Raw genomic sequence first — 18,456 nt, 5'->3', positions numbered from 1 at the left:
AAGATTTCTACATGCCGTTTACGTGAACGTCAAGTCAACCACAGAGCAGTTCGCCTTCAGCGACACCCTTGGCGGCGTGGCGTGCGCGCACGCGCCGCGCGTCCTGGCGCGACCAGCCTGATCGCAGGACCGATAGTCCGGCAAAGGTAGCGCGCGCCGAACATAGCGCGGCGCACTGCGGCGGGACCTTGCCCGACAGCCGGATTCCTTCGCCGTCATAATGTGCGTCGATGGCGCAATTGGGAACGCCGTCGAAGACAAAGCGAAGCGTGTCCGCGCTCTCCGAAACCCGCCCTCTGCCTTGGCACGAAAGCCCTGTGCCAAGGTCGGCGATCATACCGAAAACATAGTCGTTCGCTGCGGGACCGGGCGCGATACACAGTTCGTGCAGACCGTTTTCATGGCGCCTTGCGTAAGAACCGACCGGATTGAGAGCATCGCTGTCGGCGATCACGCCCGCGTCGCGCGCCGCGGTTTCGAGCGACGATTCGCTTGGCCGCGACATCGGTGCCTCGCCGTCACGGCAACCAACGAGCGCGAGCGCAAGTATCAGCGCAGCGCAGGGCCAGAGGGTGTTTCGGCAAAGGGCTGTCATGCGGGCTTCCTATCGCATCTCCACGCCGCGCACCAAGCGGCAACAGAAAAGGTAGATTGGGGGCAGACATATTGGGGCACCATCCCTATATGGCCCGCAAGGGCGAAGTCCGCTTCGCCGCCGTTGATCGACCCCAGCCAGAAGGCCGCCCGTGCTGATCACAACCGACCCATTCGACGACGACAAGCTGCGCGAAGAGTGCGGCGTATTCGGCATTGCCAATGTCGATACCGCCTCGGCGGTTGTCGCCCTTGGCCTTCATGCGTTGCAGCATCGCGGGCAGGAAGCCGCCGGCATCACCAGCTATGACGGCGACCATTTTCATTCGCACCGGGCGATGGGTCATGTCGCGGGCAATTTCGATCGCGACGAGATCATCCGCGCGCTGCGCGGCCATTCGGCAATCGGCCATGTCCGCTATTCGACCACTGGCGAGACTGCACTGCGCAACGTCCAGCCTCTGTTCGCCGACCTGTCCTCGGGCGGCTTTGCGGTCGCCCACAACGGCAATATTTCCAACGCCGAAAAACTGCGCAAGGACCTTGTCCGCCGCGGTTCGATCTTCCAGTCGACGAGCGACACCGAGACCGTTATCCACCTGGTCGCGACCTCGCTCTATTCGACGCTGATCGATCGCTTCATCGATGCGCTCAAACAGCTCGAGGGCGCCTATTCATTCGTCTGCCTGACGTCCGAAGGGATGATCGCGGCGCGCGATCCGCTCGGCATTCGACCGCTCGTCATGGGCATGCTCGACGATGCCGTCATCTTCGCATCCGAATCGGTCGCACTCGACGTTGTCGGCGCCGAGTTCATCCGCTCGGTCGAACCGGGCGAGATCATCATTGTCCGCGACGGGAAAATCCGCTCGGTCAAGCCGTTCGCCGCCACCCCGCCGCGTTTCTGCATCTTCGAGCACGTCTATTTCTCGCGCCCCGATTCGATCGTTGACGGGTCCTCGGTTTATTCGGTGCGCAAGGCGATAGGGGCTGAACTCGCGCGTGAGAACGGCATCGCCGCCGACCTTGTCATTCCGGTGCCCGACAGCGGCGTACCCGCGGCGATTGGCTATGCCCAGGAATCGGGCATCCCGTTCGAACTGGGCATCATCCGTTCGCATTATGTCGGCCGGACCTTCATCCAGCCGAGCGACAAGGTTCGCCATCTCGGCGTCAAGCTCAAGCACAACGCCAACAAGGCGCTGATCGAAGGCAAGAGCGTCATCCTGATCGACGATTCAATCGTCCGCGGCACGACCAGCATGAAGATCGTGCAGATGATGCGCGACGCCGGCGCGACCGAGGTGCACATGCGGATCGCCAGTCCGCCGACACGCAACAGCTGCTTTTACGGCGTCGACACGCCGCGGCGCGAAAACCTGCTCGCCTCATCGAAGGACGTCGACCAGATGTGTGCGCATATCGGCGCCGACAGCCTCGCCTTCGTCAGCATCGACGGATTGTACCGTGCGCTGGGCGAGGCCGCTCGCGACGATAAGGTGCCGCAATATTGCGATGCCTGTTTCAGTGGCGATTATCCAACCCCGCTGACCGATCATGCCAAGGGCAGCGATTCGGATCAGCTGCAATTGCTCGGCGAGCATCTCGTCTGATGGCGGGCGAGGACAAGGTTGCGCTGGTCACCGGGGCCAGCCGCGGGATCGGTGCGGCGACCGCCCAGGCCCTCGCGGGAAAGGGCATTCACGTCATTCTCGTGGCGCGGACCGCAAAGGACATGGAGGCGGTCGAAGAGGCGATCCATGCCGCCGGCGGCCATGCGACGATCGCGCCGCTCGACCTCACCGACGGAGAGAGCATCGCCAGGCTGGCAAAAGCCGTCAGGGAGCGCTGGGGCCATCTTGATATCCTGATCCTCAACGCCGCGACGCTCGGCACGCTGACCCCAGTCACGACGATCGATGGCAAGGAACTCAACCGCGTCTTCACGCTCAACGTCCTCGCGCAGCAGGCGTTGATCGCTGCGTTCGATCCGTTGCTGCGAAAGTCCGACGGCGGACGGCTGGTGGCGATCACCTCAAGCGTCGGCCAGTCGCCGCGCGCCTTCTGGGGCGCCTATGGCGCGTCGAAGGCGGCGCTCGACACGCTCGTCACCTGTTATGGCGCCGAGACATGCAACATTTCGAAAATCCGCACTGCGATCGTCGATCCCGGCGCTACGCGCACGACGATGCGCGCGCGCGCCTATCCCGGCGAGAATCCGGCCGATCTCAAATCGCCCGAAGTCGTCGCCGATGCGATCGTCGCCCTGATCGACCGCGGCTTCGACAGCACCGAGCGCCTCGAACTGGGCAGCTGATCAGGCTGATTTGGTCAGCGTAACCTGCGCGACCCAGATGCCGCCACCGCGGAATCCGCCTTCACAGTACATCAGATAATAGCGCCACAAGTCACGGAACTGTTTGTCAAAACCGGCCGGCAGGCGCTTCTCTTCTACAGCCAGGTCGAACCGTTCGCGCCACTGCTTCAGCGTCTCGGCATAATCGCCACCGAAGTGCGTCTCGTCGCTCCAGACGAGGCCGCGCGCTTCGGCGAGCGCGCGGAAACGCTCGGTCGACAGCAGCATCCCGCCAGGGAAGATATAGGTCTGGATGAAATCGGCGCTGGCGGCGTAATCGGCGAAAATCGCATCGTCGATAGCGATATACTGGATCGCCGCGCGGCCGCCGGGCCTCAGGCAGCGCGCGATACAGTCGAGATATTGCGGCCAGTATTCCTGCCCCACCGCCTCGACCATCTCGACGCTGGCGATGCCGTCGAACTGCCCCGTCATCGCGCGATAATCGACCAGTTCGAACCGCAGCGGCTTGCCGCCCGCGAGATAGCGCTGCTCGGCCCAGGCGCGCTGTTCCTCGGACAAAGTGATCGCGGTCGTTGCGACGCCGTTTTCCGCGAAGCGATTGGCGAGATAGCCCCAGCCGCAGCCGATCTCGAGCAATCGGTCGCCCGGTTCGAGCGCCAGCCGGTCGGCGATCGCCTCGATCTTGCGGCGCTGCGCGCTCTCGAGCGACTCGTCGCCGGCGAAGATCGCGCTCGAATAGCTCATCGTCTCGTCGAGCCACGCGGCGTAAAAATCATTGCCGAGGTCGTAATGCGCCGCGATGTTGCGCTTCGCGCCGCGCGCCGAATTGCCGTTGAAACGATGGATCAGCCGCTTGGCGATCCGCCAGATGCCCTTGGCGCGCGCGACCCCGCCGAGGCTGCGCGCATTGCGCATGAACAGGTCGAAGATCGCGACCGGATCGGGCGAAGTCCATTCGCCGCGCGTCCAGGCGACGTACCAGCCGACCGATCCCGAATTGGCGAGGCGGACGAGCGCCATCCAGCTGGAAATCTCGCAGACGGCATAGGGACCGTCGCCGCGGCCGCCGACGATCCGCGTGCTACCATCTGGCAGGCGCCCCTCGATCGTGCCGTGGTTCAGGCCCTTGTCGATACCCTCGATGACGCGTTCGAAGACGCGGGCGCGGCCGCGCGCCCACAGGCGCGCCCAGAGCCGTCCCGCGACGAGCCCGCGATCGCCAGCGACGAGGTGCGCGCCGCGCTTTGCATCGTGCTGATCGTTCACGATGCGGCCTTCATCTGGGCATAAGCGGCCAGCGCGCGCTCGCGCGCGGCGCGATGTTCGACCCGCTTGGCGGGATAATCGCGCGGCGCGCAACCCGCTTCGTGCGGATCGTGGATGGCATCGTCGTCGAGCGCCGCCAGCTCGGGCACCCATTGGCGGATATAATCGCCGGCGGCGAATTTCCAGGATTGTGACAGCGGGGCCATGATGCGGACGAACATGTTCGAATCGATACCCGTGCCCGCGACCCATTGCCAGTTCACCGCGTTGTTCGCGTAATCGGCATCGACGAGACAGTCCCAGAACCAGCGTTCGCCGCGCCGCCAGTCGATCAGCAGGTGTTTGACGAGGAAACTCGCCGCGATCATCCGCACGCGGTTGTGCATCCAGCCGGTCGTCCACAATTGCCGCATACCCGCATCGACGATCGGATAGCCGGTGCGGCCCTGCGTCCACGCAGCAAAATCGGCATCGGCGGTCTTGCCCGTCCGCCATTTCATCGGGTCGAAGCGGTCGCGTGCGTTCCTGCTCGCATAGTCGCCGAACTGCAGGATCACGTTCTGCGCATAATCGCGCCAGGCAACTTCCTTGAGGAAGGTGTTCACGCCGGTCTTGCCGCGCCCTGCTGCAGCGATGCGATGCCAGACATAGGCTGGCGAGATTTCGCCCCAATGGAGATGCGGCGACAGGCGCGAACTGCCCTCCTGCGACGGCAGGTTGCGTGCCTCGTCATAATCGGCCGCCTCGTCGATGAAATCGGCGACACGCGTCCGCGCGCCCGCTTCGCCGGGCGTCCAGTCTTCGCCGAAACCCGTCGCCCAGTCTGGCTTGGTCGGTAGCAGGTCCCAGTCGGCCAGATCGTCCGAGCCTGGCCACGACGTCGGCACGGGGATCTCGCGCGGAGCGTTGTGCGGCTCGGCAGGAGGCATACGCTCGCCCAGCGCTTTCCAGAACGGCGTGTAGATCTTGTACGGTTCGCCCGCCCCCGTCGTGACACTGCCCGGCGGGGCAAGGTAATTGCCGTCGTGGAGGACGAGGTCGATGCGGTCGGCGATGGCGGCTTCGGCATCGCGCCACCACGGCTCGTAATGGTGCAGCGCGTGAACGCGGCGCGCACCGACGTCTTTGGCCAGCTTCGCGATCTGTTCCACCGCGTTGCCGCGTCGCAGGATCACCCGCGAACCCTTGGCGCGCAGGTCGCCATCGAGGCTGAAAAGGCTATGATGCAGCCACCAGCGCGCCGCCCCGCCAATCGCATGATCGCCCGGCGCATCGTCATCGAGGACGTAGACCGGCACGACCAGTCCATCGGCACAGGCCGCAAGGAGCGCAGCCTGATCGGACAGCCGCAGGTCGCGGCGAAACCAAAGGATGACAGGGTCGCTCATAACATCTCTCGCCTCCCCTTAGCGGGAAGAGAAGCGGTGACTCATCATTCGGTGCGCGGTTCTTTCTCGACCATCCATGTCTGGCCCTTCGACACGAGCGCCTGGAGGTCGGGCGTCTTGCCTTCGCTGAGTTCGCGGTTCTGCGCGACAACGGCGCTTTCGAAAGTCGGGTGCGGATCATCGTAGAGCACGCCCAGCGCCATCGGGAACGGGCCGAAGCGCATTTCGACGAGCATGTGCGCAACCGCGCGGTTCTTGACGTCGTGGACGATCACGCCCGCGCCTTGCCAGTCGCCGTCGACGACATCGACGACCTTCAACTGCAGCGCCTCGCGGTCGAGCGCGATGCCCTTGGCGCCCTTTTCGAACAGCATCGGTTCGCCATCGGTCAGCCAGAGCTGGTGCGAACTCGCATTCTTCTTGTCGGTGAACTCGGCGAACACGTCGGCGTTGTAGACGATGCAGTTCTGGAAAATCTCGATGAACGCCGCGCCCTTGTGCGCGTGCGCGGCCTTGAGGACATCGGGCAGCTGTTTCGACACGTCATAGGCGCGGGCGACGAAGCGGCCGCCCGAGCCGAGGGCGAAAGCGCACGGGCGCGCGGGATGATCGACCGAACCGAACGGGGTCGAGGGCGAGCGCGTGCCTTCGCGGCTGGTCGGCGAATATTGCCCCTTGGTGAGACCGTAAATCTCGTTGTTGAAGAGCAGGATCTGCGTGTCGAGATTGCGCCGCAGGACGTGCATCGTGTGGTTGCCGCCGATCGACAGGCCGTCGCCGTCGCCGGTGACGAGCCAGACGTCGAGTTCGGGATTGGCGAGCTTGATCCCCGTGGCGAACGCCGGAGCGCGGCCGTGGATCGTGTGGAAGCCGTAGGTTTCCATGTAATAGGGAAAGCGGCTCGAACAGCCGATGCCGCTGACGAACACGGTGTTGGCAGGCGTGCCGCCGATTTCGGGCATCGTGCGCTGGACAGCCTTGAGGATCGCATAGTCGCCGCAGCCGGGGCACCAGCGCACCTCCTGGTCGGTTTCCCAGTCCTTGGGCGCGGTTACGATCGGGGTCATGTCGTTCATGCTGCGGTTCCAAAAGTCACAGGTTCACGTTCGGCGGTGTTTCCGTTCGACGTGACCTTCCGATCAATACCAATCATGCCAAGGCCTTTTCGATCGCCGCTTCGATTTCGGCGATCATGAACGGCTGGCCCGACACCTTGTTGAGCGGTTTCGCATCGACAAGATACTGGTCGCGGAGGAGCGTCTTCAACTGACCCGTGTTCATCTCGGGAACGATGATATGCTCGAACGACCGCAATAGGACAGCCATATTTTTCGGCAGAGGCCAGATGTGGCGGATGTGGATATGGCTGACGTCGAGACCCTTGGCGCGCGCGCGGCGGACCGCCTGGAGAATCGGACCGTAGGTCGAGCCCCAGCCGACGATCGCCAGCCTGCCGCCGGCTTCACCGACCTCGATGTCCTGATCAGGCACATCGACGCCGAGAATCTTGTCGCGCCGAATTTCGGTCATGCGCGCGTGGTTTTCCGGAGCGTAATCGATGTTGCCGGTGCCTTCGGCCTTTTCGATGCCGCCGATGCGGTGCATCAATCCCGGCGTGCCGGGGATCGCCCACGGACGCGCCAGTTTTTCGTCGCGGGCATAGGGCATGAACGCCTCGCCCTCGCCCGGCGCGTCGGTCATGAAGCTGACCGGGAACGGCGCATAGCCCGCCATGTCGGGGACCTTCCACGGTTCGGCGGCATTGGCGATATAGCCGTCGGTGAGCAGCATCACCGGGGTCATGTAGGTCGTCGCGATACGCACCGCCTCGATCGCGCAATCGAATGCGTCGGCAGGGCTGCGCGCTGCGATCACCGGCAACGGCGCATCGCCATTGCGGCCATAGACCGCCTGGTAGAGGTCGCTCTGCTCGGTCTTGGTCGGCAGGCCGGTCGACGGCCCGCCGCGCTGCGAATTGACGATGACGAGCGGCAGTTCGGTCATGATCGCGAGGCCCATCGCCTCGGTCTTCAAGGCGATGCCCGGACCCGACGAACTGGTGATGCCGAGCTGTCCGGCATAGCTCGCGCCGATCGAAGCGCAGATCGCGGCGATCTCGTCCTCGGCCTGGAAGGTCGTGACGCCGAATTCCTTGAGCCGTGCGAGATGGTGGAGGATCGCCGACGCGGGCGTGATCGGATAGCCGCCGAAGAACAGCTTGAGCCCGGCGAGCTGCGCGCCCGCGACGAGGCCGAGCGAAATCGATTCGGCGCCGGTGACGGTGCGATAGAGACCCGGTTCGGTCGGCGCAGCGGCGATCGAGACCTTTTGCATCGGCCCCGCAAGCTCGGCGGTCTCGCCATAGGCATGACCCGCGTTCAATGCGGCGATGTTGGCCTCGGCAATGTCGGGCAGCTTGGCGAACTTGGCCTTGAGCCAGTCGACGATCGGCTGGCGATCGCGGTCGAACATCCACAGCGCGAGGCCGAGCGTCCACATGTTCTTGCAGCGCAGCGCCTCTTTCTTGCCGAGGCCGAAGGGCTTGACCGCTTCCAAGGTCAGCGCGCTGATATCGAGCTTCATCAGCTGCCATTTGGCCAGGCTGCCGTCGTCGAGCGGATTCGCGTCGTATTTCGCCTTGGCGAGGTTGCGGTCGCCGAACTCGCCTTCGTCGGCGATGATCAGCCCGCCCGGCTTCAACGCATCGACATTGGTCTTGAGCGCGGCGGGGTTCATCGCGACGAGCACGTCGGGGGCGTCGCCCGCGGTCTCGATCGCGGTCGAGCCGAAATTGATCTGGAACGCCGAAACGCCGAACAGCGTCCCCTGAGGCGCCCGGATCTCCGCTGGGAAATCGGGGAAGGTTGCAAGGTCGTTGCCCGCCAGCGCGGTCGACAAGGTGAATTGCCCACCGGTCAGCTGCATGCCGTCGCCGCTGTCGCCGGCGAAGCGGACGACAACCGCCTCGGCGGGCGGATGCGCGGTCGCTTCAGCCTTGGTAATCGTGTGCGCGGCGCTCGCCATGCGTCATCCTGTCATTGGGGTGGTCAATCGCCGGCGACCCTAGGCGGCGGCGGGTGCGCGCTCAAACCCTTTTTGAACGCCGCCCGCTTTCCCGGAGGTGGGAAGACAAGTTCCGCTTTGCAACCGATCGTGGCGGTGGCAGTTAGAGGCCATGACCGAAATCCATTCCGACGCCCGCCCCGATGTCCGCGCCTATCTCGAGGTGATCAACGCACCCGAGACGCCCAAGGTCTATCAGTTCGAACCGCCGCACGCCCGCGAGCTGATGAAAATGGCCAAGGCGATGGCCGACGTCGAACGCGGCGAGATTGCGCGGGTTGCGGACCTGTCCTGCCCCGGTCCCGCCGGCGACATCGGGTTGCGAGTGTACGACGCGCGCGCCGAGGCAGGCCCTTCGCCCGTCATCTGTTTCTTCCATGGCGGCGGCTTCGTCATCGGCGATCTCGAGACGCACGATTCGTTCTGCGCCGAAATGGCGCGCGTGATGCAGCTTCCCGTCGTCGCGGTCGATTATCGCCTCGCCCCCGAAGCGCCCTTCCCTGCCGCGCCCGACGATTGCGAAGCCGCGACGCGCTGGATTGCCGATAATGGCGCCGCGCTCGGCCTCGACATCGACGGGCTGATCACCTGCGGCGACAGCGCCGGCGGCAATCTTGCGATCGTCGTGACCCAGCAGCTGCGCGACACACCCGCCAGCCAGAAGGTCGTCGCGCAATTCCCGATCTATCCCGTCGTCGACGAAGCGCCCGCCTATCAGAGCTTCAAGGACTTTTCCGAAGGCCATTTGCTCAGCGCCGATTCGATGCGCTGGTTCGACAACCATTACGCACCGACCAAAGGCGATCCGCGCAACGCGTGCCTGGGCGCGGGCCATCACGACACGCCGCCGACTTTGGTCATGACCGCGGGGCTCGATCCGCTGCGCGACCAGGGCCGCGCCTATGCCGCCGCGCTGGTCGCCGAAGGCGCGACGGTCGCGCATTACGACGCGGTCGGCAACATCCACGGCTTCATCACGCTGCGCAAGGCGCTGCCGTCGTCGGACGGCGACCTCGCGCAGGCATTCCGCCTGCTCAAGGCGCTGCTCCCCGCCAATGGCTGAACGTGGACCGCCGCCGATGACGAAACGCGAAACGCTTGCCTATCGCCCCGGTGTCGGGGTGATGCTGGTCAATGACGAGGGCAAGGTGTTCGTCGGCCAGCGCATCGATAACCGTGCCGAGGCCTGGCAGATGCCGCAGGGCGGCGTCGACAAGGGCGAGGACTGGCTCGACGCCGCGTGGCGCGAACTCGAGGAGGAAACCGGCATCGCCAGGGCCAAGGTCGACCTCGTCGCCGAGGCGAGCGAGGAATTCGTCTACGAACTGCCCGACGAGCTGATCGGCGTGTTGTGGAAGGGCAGGTATCGCGGCCAGAAACAGCGCTGGTACCTGATGCGTTTCACCGGCGACGACAGCGACATCGACATCGCCACCGAGCACGCCGAGTTTCGCGAATATGCGTGGAAATCACCGCACGATCTCGCCGATCTCATCGTCCCGTTCAAGCGCGCGCTGTATCAGCGCATCGTTGACGAGTTCAGCCCGCTGATCTGATTTCCAGGGCCCGCGCGAAGACCGCCTCGAACATTTCCGCGGTCAGTCGCCCCGTGTTCGTGTTGTAGCGCGAGCAGTGATAGCTATCGATCAGGACGCGGCCGTCGGGCAGGCGATGTTCGGCGAGATGGCCGAACTTGTACGCGGCCTGCCGCTCGCCGAGATTTCGGATCACGGTCGAATGCGCGATCTGGCCGAGCGCGATCATGACGCGGGCGGTCGGCAGCATCGCGAGCTGCTGCGTGTAGAACCGGCGGCAATTGTGCACTTCGGCAGGCAGCGGCTTGTTCTGCGGCGGCAGGCATTTGACCGCGTTGATGATGATCGCGCCGCCGAGCCGCAGCCCGTCGTCGATGCGGCTGTCGTAGCAACCGTTCGACAGGCCAAACTTGCCGAGCGTCGCAAACAGCAGGTCGCCGGCATAGTCGCCGGTAAACGGCCTGCCGGTGCGATGCGCGCCGTGCTTGCCCGGCGCGAGGCCAACGATCGCGAGCCACGCGGCGGGATCGCCGAATGCTGGCACCGGCGCATTCCACCAGTCGGGATATTCGCAAGCGACCTCTTCGCGAAATTCAGCCAGTCGCGGGCACAGCGCGCAATCGCGCGGCGGCTCACCCTCGGGCAGCGGCGACAGGTCGGCGGGGGCCAGACGGGTGAGGGCGATATCTACGGGGGTTGGCAGCGGCATCGCAGCGGGACTAGGGCGCAAGCATGAGCGAGGCAAGCCAGACCTACCTGATCGCGCTGGGCTCGAACCGGCGCCATGCGCAGTACGGAGCGCCGCCAAGGGTGGTCACCGCCGCCATCGGACAGCTGGACGCGATCGGTACCGTCATCGCGCAATCGTCGATCATCGCCTCCGCCCCGCTGGGTCCGTCGCGCGGACGATATGCCAATGCGGTCGTCGTGTTGTACAGCGCGCTCGCGCCGCTCGCGCTGCTCGACCGACTGCAGCGAATCGAGCGCGATTTCGGGCGGCGGCGCACACGGCGATGGGGCGCGCGCGTGATCGACCTCGATATTCTGCTGTGGTCGGGCGGATTGTTCGCCGCGCCGCGGCTGACGATCCCGCATCCCGCGCTTCGCACGCGGCGTTTCGTCCTCGACCCCGGAACACAGGTCGCTGCCGACTGGCGCGATCCGGTCAGCGGACACAGCATCCGCCAACTGGCAAAGCGACTTTCCAGCCCCAAGCCGCTTGACCCCGGGCCGACCCCTTTCTAGGTGCACATCGCGGTGGGGCCCTTAGCTCAGTCGGTAGAGCAACTGACTTTTAATCAGTAGGTCGCTGGTTCGAACCCAGCAGGGCTCACCACCGTATTCAAGCCAGCAGCAATCGCCGGATCAGCAGCGCGGCGCTGCGCGCGGTCATCGAGTCGCGATCGTGCGGCGGCGACAGCTCGACCGCGTCGGCCAGCGGGAGCGGGCGACCGAGTTCGGCGGTGACGCGCATGACTTCGCCGACGAGATGCTCGATCACCGAAAGCGGCACGCCGCGCGGCGCAGGGGCGCTGACGCCGGGCGCCTGGTAATGCGGCAGGACGTCGATATCGATCGTCAGATAGACGAGGTCGTTGCGACCGATCAGGTCGCGGATCGCGTCGTCGGCGGCGCGAGCGTCGGCAATCAGCGCATGATCGCTGACGGTCGTCACGCCCCAGTCGCGCGCCTTGTCGCGCAGTGCAGCGGTGTTCGATTCCTCGGCGAGGCCAAGCACCAGATAGTCGAAGGCATCGCCCGCCAGCGCGCGGATCTGCGCGAAGGGCGTGCCCGACGAACCGCCGCTCTCCCCGACCGCACGGATATCGAGATGCGCGTCGAGATTGACGATGCCGATGCGCTTGCCCGGATAGGCCTTGGCGAGACCCGAGTAACTGGCGAAGGCTGTCTCGTGCCCGCCACCGAGCACGATTACGCGCTCATGCCGGCTCAGCGCGCTGGCAATGCGATCGGCGAGTGCCGCCTGCCCCATCTCGAGATCGTCGTCTTCGACGACCATCGTGCCAAGGTCGCTGAAGCCGCCCTGCCCTATCCGTGCTCCGTCCGGCGCCGCCATGTTGGCGAGCGCGCTGCGCAGCGCGGCGGGGCCTTTTGATGCACCGGGACGGCCCTTGTTGCGCGCGACGCCGGCCTCGCAGGCGAAGCCGATCAGCGCCCGAGGGGCATCGTCGCGGACGAGCTGGTGAAGCCGCAGCGCATCGGACCCGTCTTCGGGATCGGAGCGGCCCGACCACGGCGCGGCGGGAAGGAAGCTGATCGACATCGGCGCTAATTCTGCGGCAAAATGCCAGGCAGATCGAGCCCGTTTTCACGCGCGCAGTCGATCGCCTCTTGGTAACCGGCATCGGCGTGACGCATGACGCCGGTCGCGGGATCGTTCCATAGCACATTGGCGATGCGGCGATCGGCATCCTCGGTCCCGTCACAGCAGATCACCATGCCGCTGTGCTGCGAAAAGCCCATGCCGACGCCGCCGCCATGGTGGATCGAGACCCACGTCGCGCCGCTGGCGGTGTTGAGCAGGGCATTGAGCAGCGGCCAGTCGCTGACCGCATCCGATCCGTCCTTCATCGCCTCGGTCTCGCGATTGGGCGAGGCGACCGAGCCGCTGTCGAGATGGTCGCGCCCGATGACGACTGGCGCCGACAGCTCGCCGTTGCGGACCATCTCGTTGAAGGCGAGGCCGAGCTTGTCGCGCACCCCCAGTCCAACCCAGCAGATCCTCGCGGGCAGGCCCTGGAAGGCGATCCGCTCGCGCGCCATGTCGAGCCATTTGTGCAGGTGCGGATCGTCGGGGATCAGCTCCTTCACCTTGGCGTCGGTCTTGTAGATGTCTTGCGCGTCGCCCGACAGCGCGCACCAGCGGAACGGGCCGATGCCGCGACAGAACAGCGGGCGGATATAGGCGGGGACGAAGCCGGGAAAGGCGAAGGCGTCGGTGAGACCTTCGTCGAACGCGACCTGGCGGATGTTGTTGCCGTAATCGACCGTCGGGACGCCGGCCTTATGGAAATCGACCATCGCGGCAACGTGGATTTTCATCGATTGGCGAGCGGCCTTTTCGACCGATTTGGGATCGCTTTCCTGTTTCGCGCGCCACTCGCCGACGCTCCAGCCGATCGGCAGGTAGCCGTGGACGGGATCGTGCGCACTGGTCTGGTCGGTAACGATGTCGGGGCGGACGCCGCGCGCGAACAGGTCGGGGACGATCTCGGCGGCATTGCCGATCAGCGCGACCGATTTGGCCTGCCCGGTCGCGGTCCAGCGGTCGATCAGCGCCAGCGCCTCGTCGATGTCGTGTGTTTTTTCGTCGACATAGCCCGTGCGGAGGCGGAAATCGGCGCGCGTCTCGTCGCATTCTATCGCGAGGCAGCACGCGCCCGCCATGACTGCGGCAAGCGGCTGCGCCCCGCCCATCCCGCCAAGTCCCGCGGTCAGCACCCAGCGGCCGGTGAGGTCGCCGTCATAATGCTGGCGCCCCGCCTCGACGAAGGTTTCGTAGGTGCCCTGAACGATGCCCTGCGTGCCGATGTAGATCCACGACCCCGCGGTCATCTGGCCGTACATCGCCAGGCCCTTCTTATCGAGCTCGTTGAAATGGTCCCACGTCGCCCAGTGCGGCACGAGGTTCGAATTGGCGATCAGTACGCGCGGTGCATCCTTGTGCGTATGGAAGATGCCGACGGGCTTGCCCGACTGGACGAGCAGCGTCTGGTCGTCGTCGAGCCGCTTCAGGCTATCGACGATCTGGTCGAACGCCTGCCAGTTGCGTGCGGCGCGGCCGATACCGCCATAGACGACAAGTTCGTCGGGATTTTCGGCAACGTCGGGATGCAGGTTGTTCATCAGCATGCGAAGCGGCGCCTCGGTCAGCCAGCTCTTCGCATTGAGCGTCGTGCCGGTCGGCGCCTTGACGGTGCGGCTATTGTGTCGGCGGTCAGCCACGGATCAGCTCCTCGAGTTCGGGAAAGGCGGTTTGGGCCGCATCGGTCAGCGCGCGGCCCTGGGCGAGCCGCGCCGACGTTTCGAGACATGGCGCGAGGAAACGGTCCTGCGTCAGCGGCGCGACATCTTCGTGGAAGCGCGCGCAGACGCGCGCCAGCGCCGGGCTCGTTTCGAGCGGGGCGCGGAAACGGATCCCCTCGGCTGCGCAGAAAATCTCGATGCCGAGGATGCGGAACAGGTTGTCGGCCATCGGCCCGAGCCGCCGCGCGCCGTGGGCGGCCATGCTGACATGGTCTTCCTGGTTGGCGCTCGTCGGGGTCGAATCGGTCGAGCACGGATTGGCCAGGTGCTTGTTCTCGCTCATCAGCGCGGCGCTCGTCACCTCGGCGATCATCATCCCCGAATTGAGCCCGGGGTCGGCTGCGAGGAAGGGCGGCAGGTCGAAGCTGAGCGTCGGATCGACGAGCAAGGCGATGCGCCGCTGCGATATCGATCCGATCTCGGCCAGCGCGAGCGCGATCATGTCGGCGGCAAAGGCGACCGGCTCGGCGTGGAAATTGCCGCCCGAAACGATGCTGTCGGCAAGCACGAGCGGATTGTCGGTCGCGGCATTGGCCTCGCGGCGCAGCGTCAACGCCGCCTGTGCGAGGACGTCGATCGCCGCCCCGGTCACCTGCGGCTGGCAGCGCATGCAATAGGGATCCTGGACGCGGGTGTCGTCGTCGCGGTGCGAATCGCGGATCGCACTCCCCTCGAGCAGCGCGCGGATTGTCGCCGCCGCGCAGATCTGCCCCGGATGGCCGCGCAGTTCGTGAATCTCGGCAGTCAGCGGCGCGGTCGACGCCATCGCCGCGTCGATCGATAGCGCCGACGACAGTAGCGACACGCGCGCCGCGTGCCAGGCGTTGAACAGGCCGACGAGCGCGTGCGCGGTCGAAAACTGCGTCCCGTTGATCAGCGCGAGGCCTTCCTTGGGGCCGAGGGTGACCGGAGCGAGGCCCGCCCTGGCGAGCGCCTTGCCGCCGGGCATCGTCACCCCATCGAACACCGCCTCGCCCTCGCCCATCATCACCGCCGCCATATGCGCGAGCGGGGCGAGATCGCCCGAGGCACCGACCGAGCCTTGCGCCGGCACCACGGGCGTCACATCCTTCGCCAGCATCGCCTCGATCAGATCGACCGTCGCGGGACGGATGCCCGAAGCACCACGGCCCAATGAGATAAGCTTCAATGCCATCATCAGCCGCGTTATCGCACGCGGCGTCGAGGCGCCCACCCCCGAGCAATGCGACAAGATCAAATTGCGCTGGAGCGTTGCGGTGTCGGCCGCGGCAATGCGGATCGAGGCGAGCTTACCGAAGCCCGTATTGACGCCATAGACCGTCTCGTCCCCTGCGATCACCGCGTCGATCCGCCTGGCCGAGACCGCGATCCGATCGCGCGCTGCCGCATCGAGCGTGACCGGCAGCTCCTCGCGCCAGATACGTTCGAGGCTGGCCAGATCGACCGAACCGGGGGAAAGCGTCAGCATAAGCGTCCTTCGAAAACACGTTGGTAGAGCGGCGCGTCGCCGATGCGATAGCTCAGCTCGGCGGGGTCGGTAACATCCCAGATCGCGAGATCGGCACGCATTCCGACCGCAATCGTGCCGCGGTCGCTCAGGCCCAGCGCTTGCGCGGCATGTTCGGTGACACCGCGCAGGCATTCCTCAGGGGTCAGGCCGAACAGGACCGCGCCCATGTTCATCGCAAGCAGGATCGAGCTCATCGGCGCCGAACCGGGATTGCCGTCGGTAGCCAGCGCCATCGGCACGCCCGCCGCGCGCAGCTTCTCGACCGGCGGCAACTGCGTTTCCTTGAGCATGTAGAAAGCTCCGGGCAGCAGCACCGCAACCATGTCGCTCGCCGCCATCGCCGCGATGCCATCGTCGCCGACATATTCGAGATGATCGGCCGACAATGCCCCATAACGCGCGGCGAGCGCCGCTCCGCCCTGATCAGAGAGCTGCTCGGCGTGGAGCTTGACCGGCAGGCCAAGCTCGCGGGCGACGTCGAATACGCGCGCCATCTGCGTCGCACTGAAGCCGACATTTTCGCAAAAGCCGTCGACTGCATCGACCAGGCCTTCGGCGGCGGCTTTTTTCAACGTCGGCAGGCAGGTTTCTTCGAGATACGCGTCGGCGCCGATCTCCTTGGGGAAAGCGTGCGCGCCGAGGAAGGTCGTCGATACGCGGATCGCGCGATGCTGTTCGATGTCGCGGGCGACGCGCAGCATGCGAAGCTCGGTATCGCGGTCGAGGCCATAGCCCGACTTGATCTCGACCGTCGTCACGCCTTCGGCGATCAGGCGGTCGATCCGTTTGAGGGCGCCGGCGAGAAGCTCCTCCGCCGACGCCGCGCGCGTCGCTGCGACGGTCGAGAATATCCCGCCGCCTGCGCGCATGATCGTTTCGTATGTCGCGCCCTGCTGTCGCAGTTCAAACTCGCGCGCGCGCGATCCGGCGTAGACCAGGTGGGTATGACAATCGATCAGCCCGGGCGTGACGAGACGACCGGCGAGGGAATGGCGTGATGCTTCGGCAAATGTGGCGGGGATGTCGTCGGGATTTCCGACAAACGCGATCTGCCCGTCGGCAACCGCGATCGTCGCAATCCAGGAATATTCGACAGCATTGCCCCGATTGATCGGAGCAATCAGTGCATCGGTCAGAAGCAGCATGGACAAGCAGTCACTCTCCGCAGTCGGATGGGATGGCCCCGAGCGCGTAGCATCGGAGACCCGCCGACGAAAGTGGTGGCCCGCGTTTCCAGGGCGTCATACGATCAGGACGGCTAGACCCTGCCGCTGAAGGTCCGCCCGTTTCCGATCAGCGTGCCGATAATGTTCGACCCCGATATGTTCGAATTTCCAGTGAGAACATTCCGCCCGATATAGGTGCCGCGCGGAAACGACATCGTCGTCGACACCTGTGACAGCGTGCAATCGGCATAGATGACGTTGGTCGTCCAAGGCAGCACCGCCTGATGGGTCAGGTGGAAGTCGCAACGGTCGAAGCGGACATTGATATTGTCGGGCAAGTCGCCGATCGGGCGGTCGGGGTTCTCGCCGCCATAGACCTTGCCGGTGGGCGATAGCGCGGGATCGTCGAGAAAGCGGCATTGGGTGAACTGCGTTGCGCGCGCCGGGTCGCGATCACCAATAGCGTGAACGAACGCGCCGACAAAAATGCATTGCGCGAAACGAAAGCGCGGCTTGTTGGGCCAGGCCGACCAATTGGTGGTGCCGATGAAGCTGCAACGGGTGAACCGCGCATCTTCGCTGTCGCCGCTGTCGGCGACCAGCCCCGCGCCAGTGTTATTGGCAACTTCACATTTGTCGAAAACAAGGTCGCGCACGCGCTTGCCGCCCTCGGCCTCGATATCGATGCCCGATCCCGGCGCGCTGGCGATGCCGCCCTTGCCGGTGTGATTGAATTGCGAAGACCGGATCGTGAAACCGCGACCGCCAACGATGCTCAACCCCTGGCGGCCATTATATTCGCTGCGAACATTGTCGAGCGTGGTCCGCGCGCCGTTGCTCCGGACAGCATCAACTCCGTCGATCATCAGGCCGTCCTGGGCATGATGATGCGCATAGATGTTGGACAGCCGTTCCCAGCCGCGATTGTTCTTCAATATGATGCCGGTCGCGGGAATCTGATATCCGGTATCGCCCCATGGTCCGCCGAGTGCGTGCGCGCGCAGGTTACCATCGAGTTCGATATCGCTGATCGTTATATCGCCCAGACATCCCTCGATATGGATCATCGCCCGATAGGGCGATGAAAGTTCGGTGCCATCTAGGAAGGGCATGGTGTGCGACGTCTTGCGCCCGCTCGCGCGATCGAATGTGCCGTAACGCAAGCCCGGTGCGCACTGCAGCTTAGCGCCGTTGCCGCGAATGACGAGCGAACCGCGCAAATCGCGCAGTTCAATTAGCGGCGCGGGCTCGTACGCATACCCTGTCTTGGCGCCGGCGGGTCGCGGTCGCTGGGCACCGACGATATAGGTCGTCTTGCGCAGCATGATCATGCCACCGCCGCGTTGCTCAACGGCGTCCGACAGAGCGGCGAACGCCGCCGTATCGTTGGTTTTGCCGTCGCCTTTTGCGCCGAACATTTCGGGTGTCAGCGCGCGCCCTGGCTGGGCGCGGGCGGGGACGAACGCGGCGAGAGCCAGTGCGGCACCCGACGAGGCGAGCAAATGTCGGCGGTCGATGTTCATCTGCCTGTCCTAGCCTGACCTATCTTGCGCGCCGATGAAGCAGATACGCAAGTGCCGTACAT

The 18,456-nt window shown here is 65.2% G+C and carries 16 protein-coding genes and 1 tRNA gene; 6 read left to right on the top strand and 11 right to left on the bottom strand.

Going from position 1 to position 18,456, the window contains the following annotated elements; genetic code table 11:
* Positions 1 to 34: 34 nt before the first annotated feature.
* On the bottom strand, positions 35 to 505 hold the full coding sequence (locus FSZ31_RS06105; RefSeq protein WP_147122254.1) for a hypothetical protein: 471 nt from the start codon (positions 503 to 505) through the stop codon (positions 35 to 37).
* 244 nt (positions 506 to 749) lie between these two features.
* Here FSZ31_RS06105 and purF point away from each other — a divergent pair, with 244 nt between their 5' ends.
* Together purF and FSZ31_RS06095 are read left to right on the top strand one after the other, a co-directional pair.
* Positions 750 to 2,207, top strand: a complete 1,458-nt coding sequence (purF, locus tag FSZ31_RS06100) for an amidophosphoribosyltransferase (protein WP_147122594.1) — start codon at positions 750 to 752, stop codon at positions 2,205 to 2,207.
* A complete protein-coding gene (locus FSZ31_RS06095; protein ID WP_147122252.1) occupies positions 2,207 to 2,911 on the top strand; it encodes an SDR family NAD(P)-dependent oxidoreductase in 705 nt (234 codons plus the stop codon). The genes purF and FSZ31_RS06095 overlap by 1 nt, the downstream gene beginning before the upstream one ends.
* Here the strand turns inward: FSZ31_RS06095 and FSZ31_RS06090 are convergent, their stop codons facing one another.
* The 4 genes from FSZ31_RS06090 to FSZ31_RS06075 all read right to left on the bottom strand — a co-directional run bounded on the left by FSZ31_RS06090 (position 2,912) and on the right by FSZ31_RS06075 (position 8,592).
* Positions 2,912 to 4,180, bottom strand: a complete 1,269-nt coding sequence (locus tag FSZ31_RS06090; protein WP_201739125.1) for a class I SAM-dependent methyltransferase — start codon at positions 4,178 to 4,180, stop codon at positions 2,912 to 2,914.
* Entirely contained in the window at positions 4,177 to 5,568 is a 1,392-nt protein-coding gene (locus FSZ31_RS06085; RefSeq protein ID WP_147122250.1) for a cryptochrome/photolyase family protein, read from the bottom strand. Before FSZ31_RS06085 ends, FSZ31_RS06090 begins: the two co-directional genes overlap by 4 nt.
* Before the next feature lie 44 nt (positions 5,569 to 5,612).
* The gene (locus FSZ31_RS06080) at positions 5,613 to 6,644 is read right to left on the bottom strand and encodes a 2-oxoacid:ferredoxin oxidoreductase subunit beta (RefSeq protein ID WP_147122248.1); all 1,032 of its coding nucleotides are present in this window, start codon (positions 6,642 to 6,644) and stop codon (positions 5,613 to 5,615) included.
* A 73-nt stretch (positions 6,645 to 6,717) separates the two neighbouring features.
* Complete coding sequence (locus FSZ31_RS06075; RefSeq protein WP_147122246.1) at positions 6,718 to 8,592, bottom strand: 2-oxoacid:acceptor oxidoreductase subunit alpha; 1,875 nt, start codon at positions 8,590 to 8,592, stop codon at positions 6,718 to 6,720.
* A gap of 151 nt (positions 8,593 to 8,743) precedes the next feature.
* On the opposite strand from FSZ31_RS06075, the gene FSZ31_RS06070 reads away from it, so the two are divergent.
* Both FSZ31_RS06070 and FSZ31_RS06065 read left to right on the top strand, forming a co-directional pair.
* Positions 8,744 to 9,694, top strand: a complete 951-nt coding sequence (locus FSZ31_RS06070; protein ID WP_147122244.1) for an alpha/beta hydrolase — start codon at positions 8,744 to 8,746, stop codon at positions 9,692 to 9,694.
* Between the two features lie 16 nt (positions 9,695 to 9,710).
* A complete protein-coding gene (locus FSZ31_RS06065; protein ID WP_147122590.1) occupies positions 9,711 to 10,187 on the top strand; it encodes an RNA pyrophosphohydrolase in 477 nt (158 codons plus the stop codon).
* Here the strand turns inward: FSZ31_RS06065 and FSZ31_RS06060 are convergent.
* Positions 10,171 to 10,875, bottom strand: coding sequence for a uracil-DNA glycosylase (locus FSZ31_RS06060; RefSeq protein ID WP_147122242.1), 705 nt, complete (start codon positions 10,873 to 10,875; stop codon positions 10,171 to 10,173). The genes FSZ31_RS06065 and FSZ31_RS06060 overlap by 17 nt on opposite strands.
* Positions 10,876 to 10,898: 23 nt before the next feature.
* On the opposite strand from FSZ31_RS06060, the gene folK reads away from it, so the two are divergent.
* Positions 10,899 to 11,411: a 2-amino-4-hydroxy-6-hydroxymethyldihydropteridine diphosphokinase gene (gene folK / locus FSZ31_RS06055; RefSeq protein WP_147122240.1), complete on the top strand. Its 513-nt coding sequence runs from the start codon at positions 10,899 to 10,901 to the stop codon at positions 11,409 to 11,411.
* 15 nt (positions 11,412 to 11,426) lie between these two features.
* Positions 11,427 to 11,502: transfer RNA gene (locus FSZ31_RS06050), tRNA-Lys, on the top strand.
* A 6-nt stretch (positions 11,503 to 11,508) separates the two neighbouring features.
* Here FSZ31_RS06050 and hutG read toward each other — a convergent pair.
* From hutG to FSZ31_RS06025, 5 genes are all read right to left on the bottom strand, one after another.
* On the bottom strand, positions 11,509 to 12,450 hold the full coding sequence (gene hutG, locus FSZ31_RS06045) for a formimidoylglutamase (protein ID WP_147122238.1): 942 nt from the start codon (positions 12,448 to 12,450) through the stop codon (positions 11,509 to 11,511).
* A 5-nt stretch (positions 12,451 to 12,455) separates the two neighbouring features.
* Positions 12,456 to 14,132, bottom strand: a complete 1,677-nt coding sequence (gene hutU, locus FSZ31_RS06040) for a urocanate hydratase (protein ID WP_147122236.1) — start codon at positions 14,130 to 14,132, stop codon at positions 12,456 to 12,458.
* Positions 14,125 to 15,663, bottom strand: a complete 1,539-nt coding sequence (hutH, locus tag FSZ31_RS06035) for a histidine ammonia-lyase (RefSeq protein WP_147122234.1) — start codon at positions 15,661 to 15,663, stop codon at positions 14,125 to 14,127. Before hutH ends, hutU begins: the two co-directional genes overlap by 8 nt.
* On the bottom strand, positions 15,657 to 16,850 hold the full coding sequence (gene hutI / locus FSZ31_RS06030) for an imidazolonepropionase (RefSeq protein ID WP_147122232.1): 1,194 nt from the start codon (positions 16,848 to 16,850) through the stop codon (positions 15,657 to 15,659). Before hutI ends, hutH begins: the two co-directional genes overlap by 7 nt.
* Positions 16,851 to 16,963: 113 nt before the next feature.
* Complete coding sequence (locus FSZ31_RS06025; protein WP_147122230.1) at positions 16,964 to 18,394, bottom strand: right-handed parallel beta-helix repeat-containing protein; 1,431 nt, start codon at positions 18,392 to 18,394, stop codon at positions 16,964 to 16,966.
* Between the last annotated feature and the right edge of the window lie 62 nt (positions 18,395 to 18,456).

Origin of the sequence: Flavisphingopyxis soli (genome assembly GCF_007995095.1) — a bacterium.
Classification (GTDB): Bacteria; Pseudomonadota; Alphaproteobacteria; order Sphingomonadales; family Sphingomonadaceae; genus Flavisphingopyxis; species Flavisphingopyxis soli.
Note: the sequence above shows the minus strand (reverse complement) of the source record. Positions and strands in the feature narration are given on the sequence as shown.

What these genes read in the sequence shown, in the direction of transcription:
- FSZ31_RS06105 (WP_147122254.1), bottom strand. Translation starts at nt 505, where the DNA reads ATGTCGCGGCCAAGCGAATCGTCGCTCGAAACCGCGGCGCGCGACGCG.
- FSZ31_RS06095 (WP_147122252.1), top strand. Translation starts at nt 2,207, where the DNA reads ATGGCGGGCGAGGACAAGGTTGCGCTGGTCACCGGGGCCAGCCGCGGG.
- FSZ31_RS06085 (WP_147122250.1), bottom strand. Translation starts at nt 5,568, where the DNA reads ATGAGCGACCCTGTCATCCTTTGGTTTCGCCGCGACCTGCGGCTGTCC.
- FSZ31_RS06080 (WP_147122248.1), bottom strand. Translation starts at nt 6,644, where the DNA reads ATGAACGACATGACCCCGATCGTAACCGCGCCCAAGGACTGGGAAACC.
- FSZ31_RS06075 (WP_147122246.1), bottom strand. Translation starts at nt 8,592, where the DNA reads ATGGCGAGCGCCGCGCACACGATTACCAAGGCTGAAGCGACCGCGCAT.
- FSZ31_RS06070 (WP_147122244.1), top strand. Translation starts at nt 8,744, where the DNA reads ATGACCGAAATCCATTCCGACGCCCGCCCCGATGTCCGCGCCTATCTC.
- FSZ31_RS06065 (WP_147122590.1), top strand. Translation starts at nt 9,711, where the DNA reads ATGACGAAACGCGAAACGCTTGCCTATCGCCCCGGTGTCGGGGTGATG.
- FSZ31_RS06060 (WP_147122242.1), bottom strand. Translation starts at nt 10,875, where the DNA reads ATGCCGCTGCCAACCCCCGTAGATATCGCCCTCACCCGTCTGGCCCCC.
- folK (WP_147122240.1), top strand. Translation starts at nt 10,899, where the DNA reads ATGAGCGAGGCAAGCCAGACCTACCTGATCGCGCTGGGCTCGAACCGG.
- hutG (WP_147122238.1), bottom strand. Translation starts at nt 12,450, where the DNA reads ATGTCGATCAGCTTCCTTCCCGCCGCGCCGTGGTCGGGCCGCTCCGAT.
- hutH (WP_147122234.1), bottom strand. Translation starts at nt 15,663, where the DNA reads ATGCTGACGCTTTCCCCCGGTTCGGTCGATCTGGCCAGCCTCGAACGT.
- hutI (WP_147122232.1), bottom strand. Translation starts at nt 16,850, where the DNA reads ATGCTGCTTCTGACCGATGCACTGATTGCTCCGATCAATCGGGGCAAT.
- FSZ31_RS06025 (WP_147122230.1), bottom strand. Translation starts at nt 18,394, where the DNA reads ATGAACATCGACCGCCGACATTTGCTCGCCTCGTCGGGTGCCGCACTG.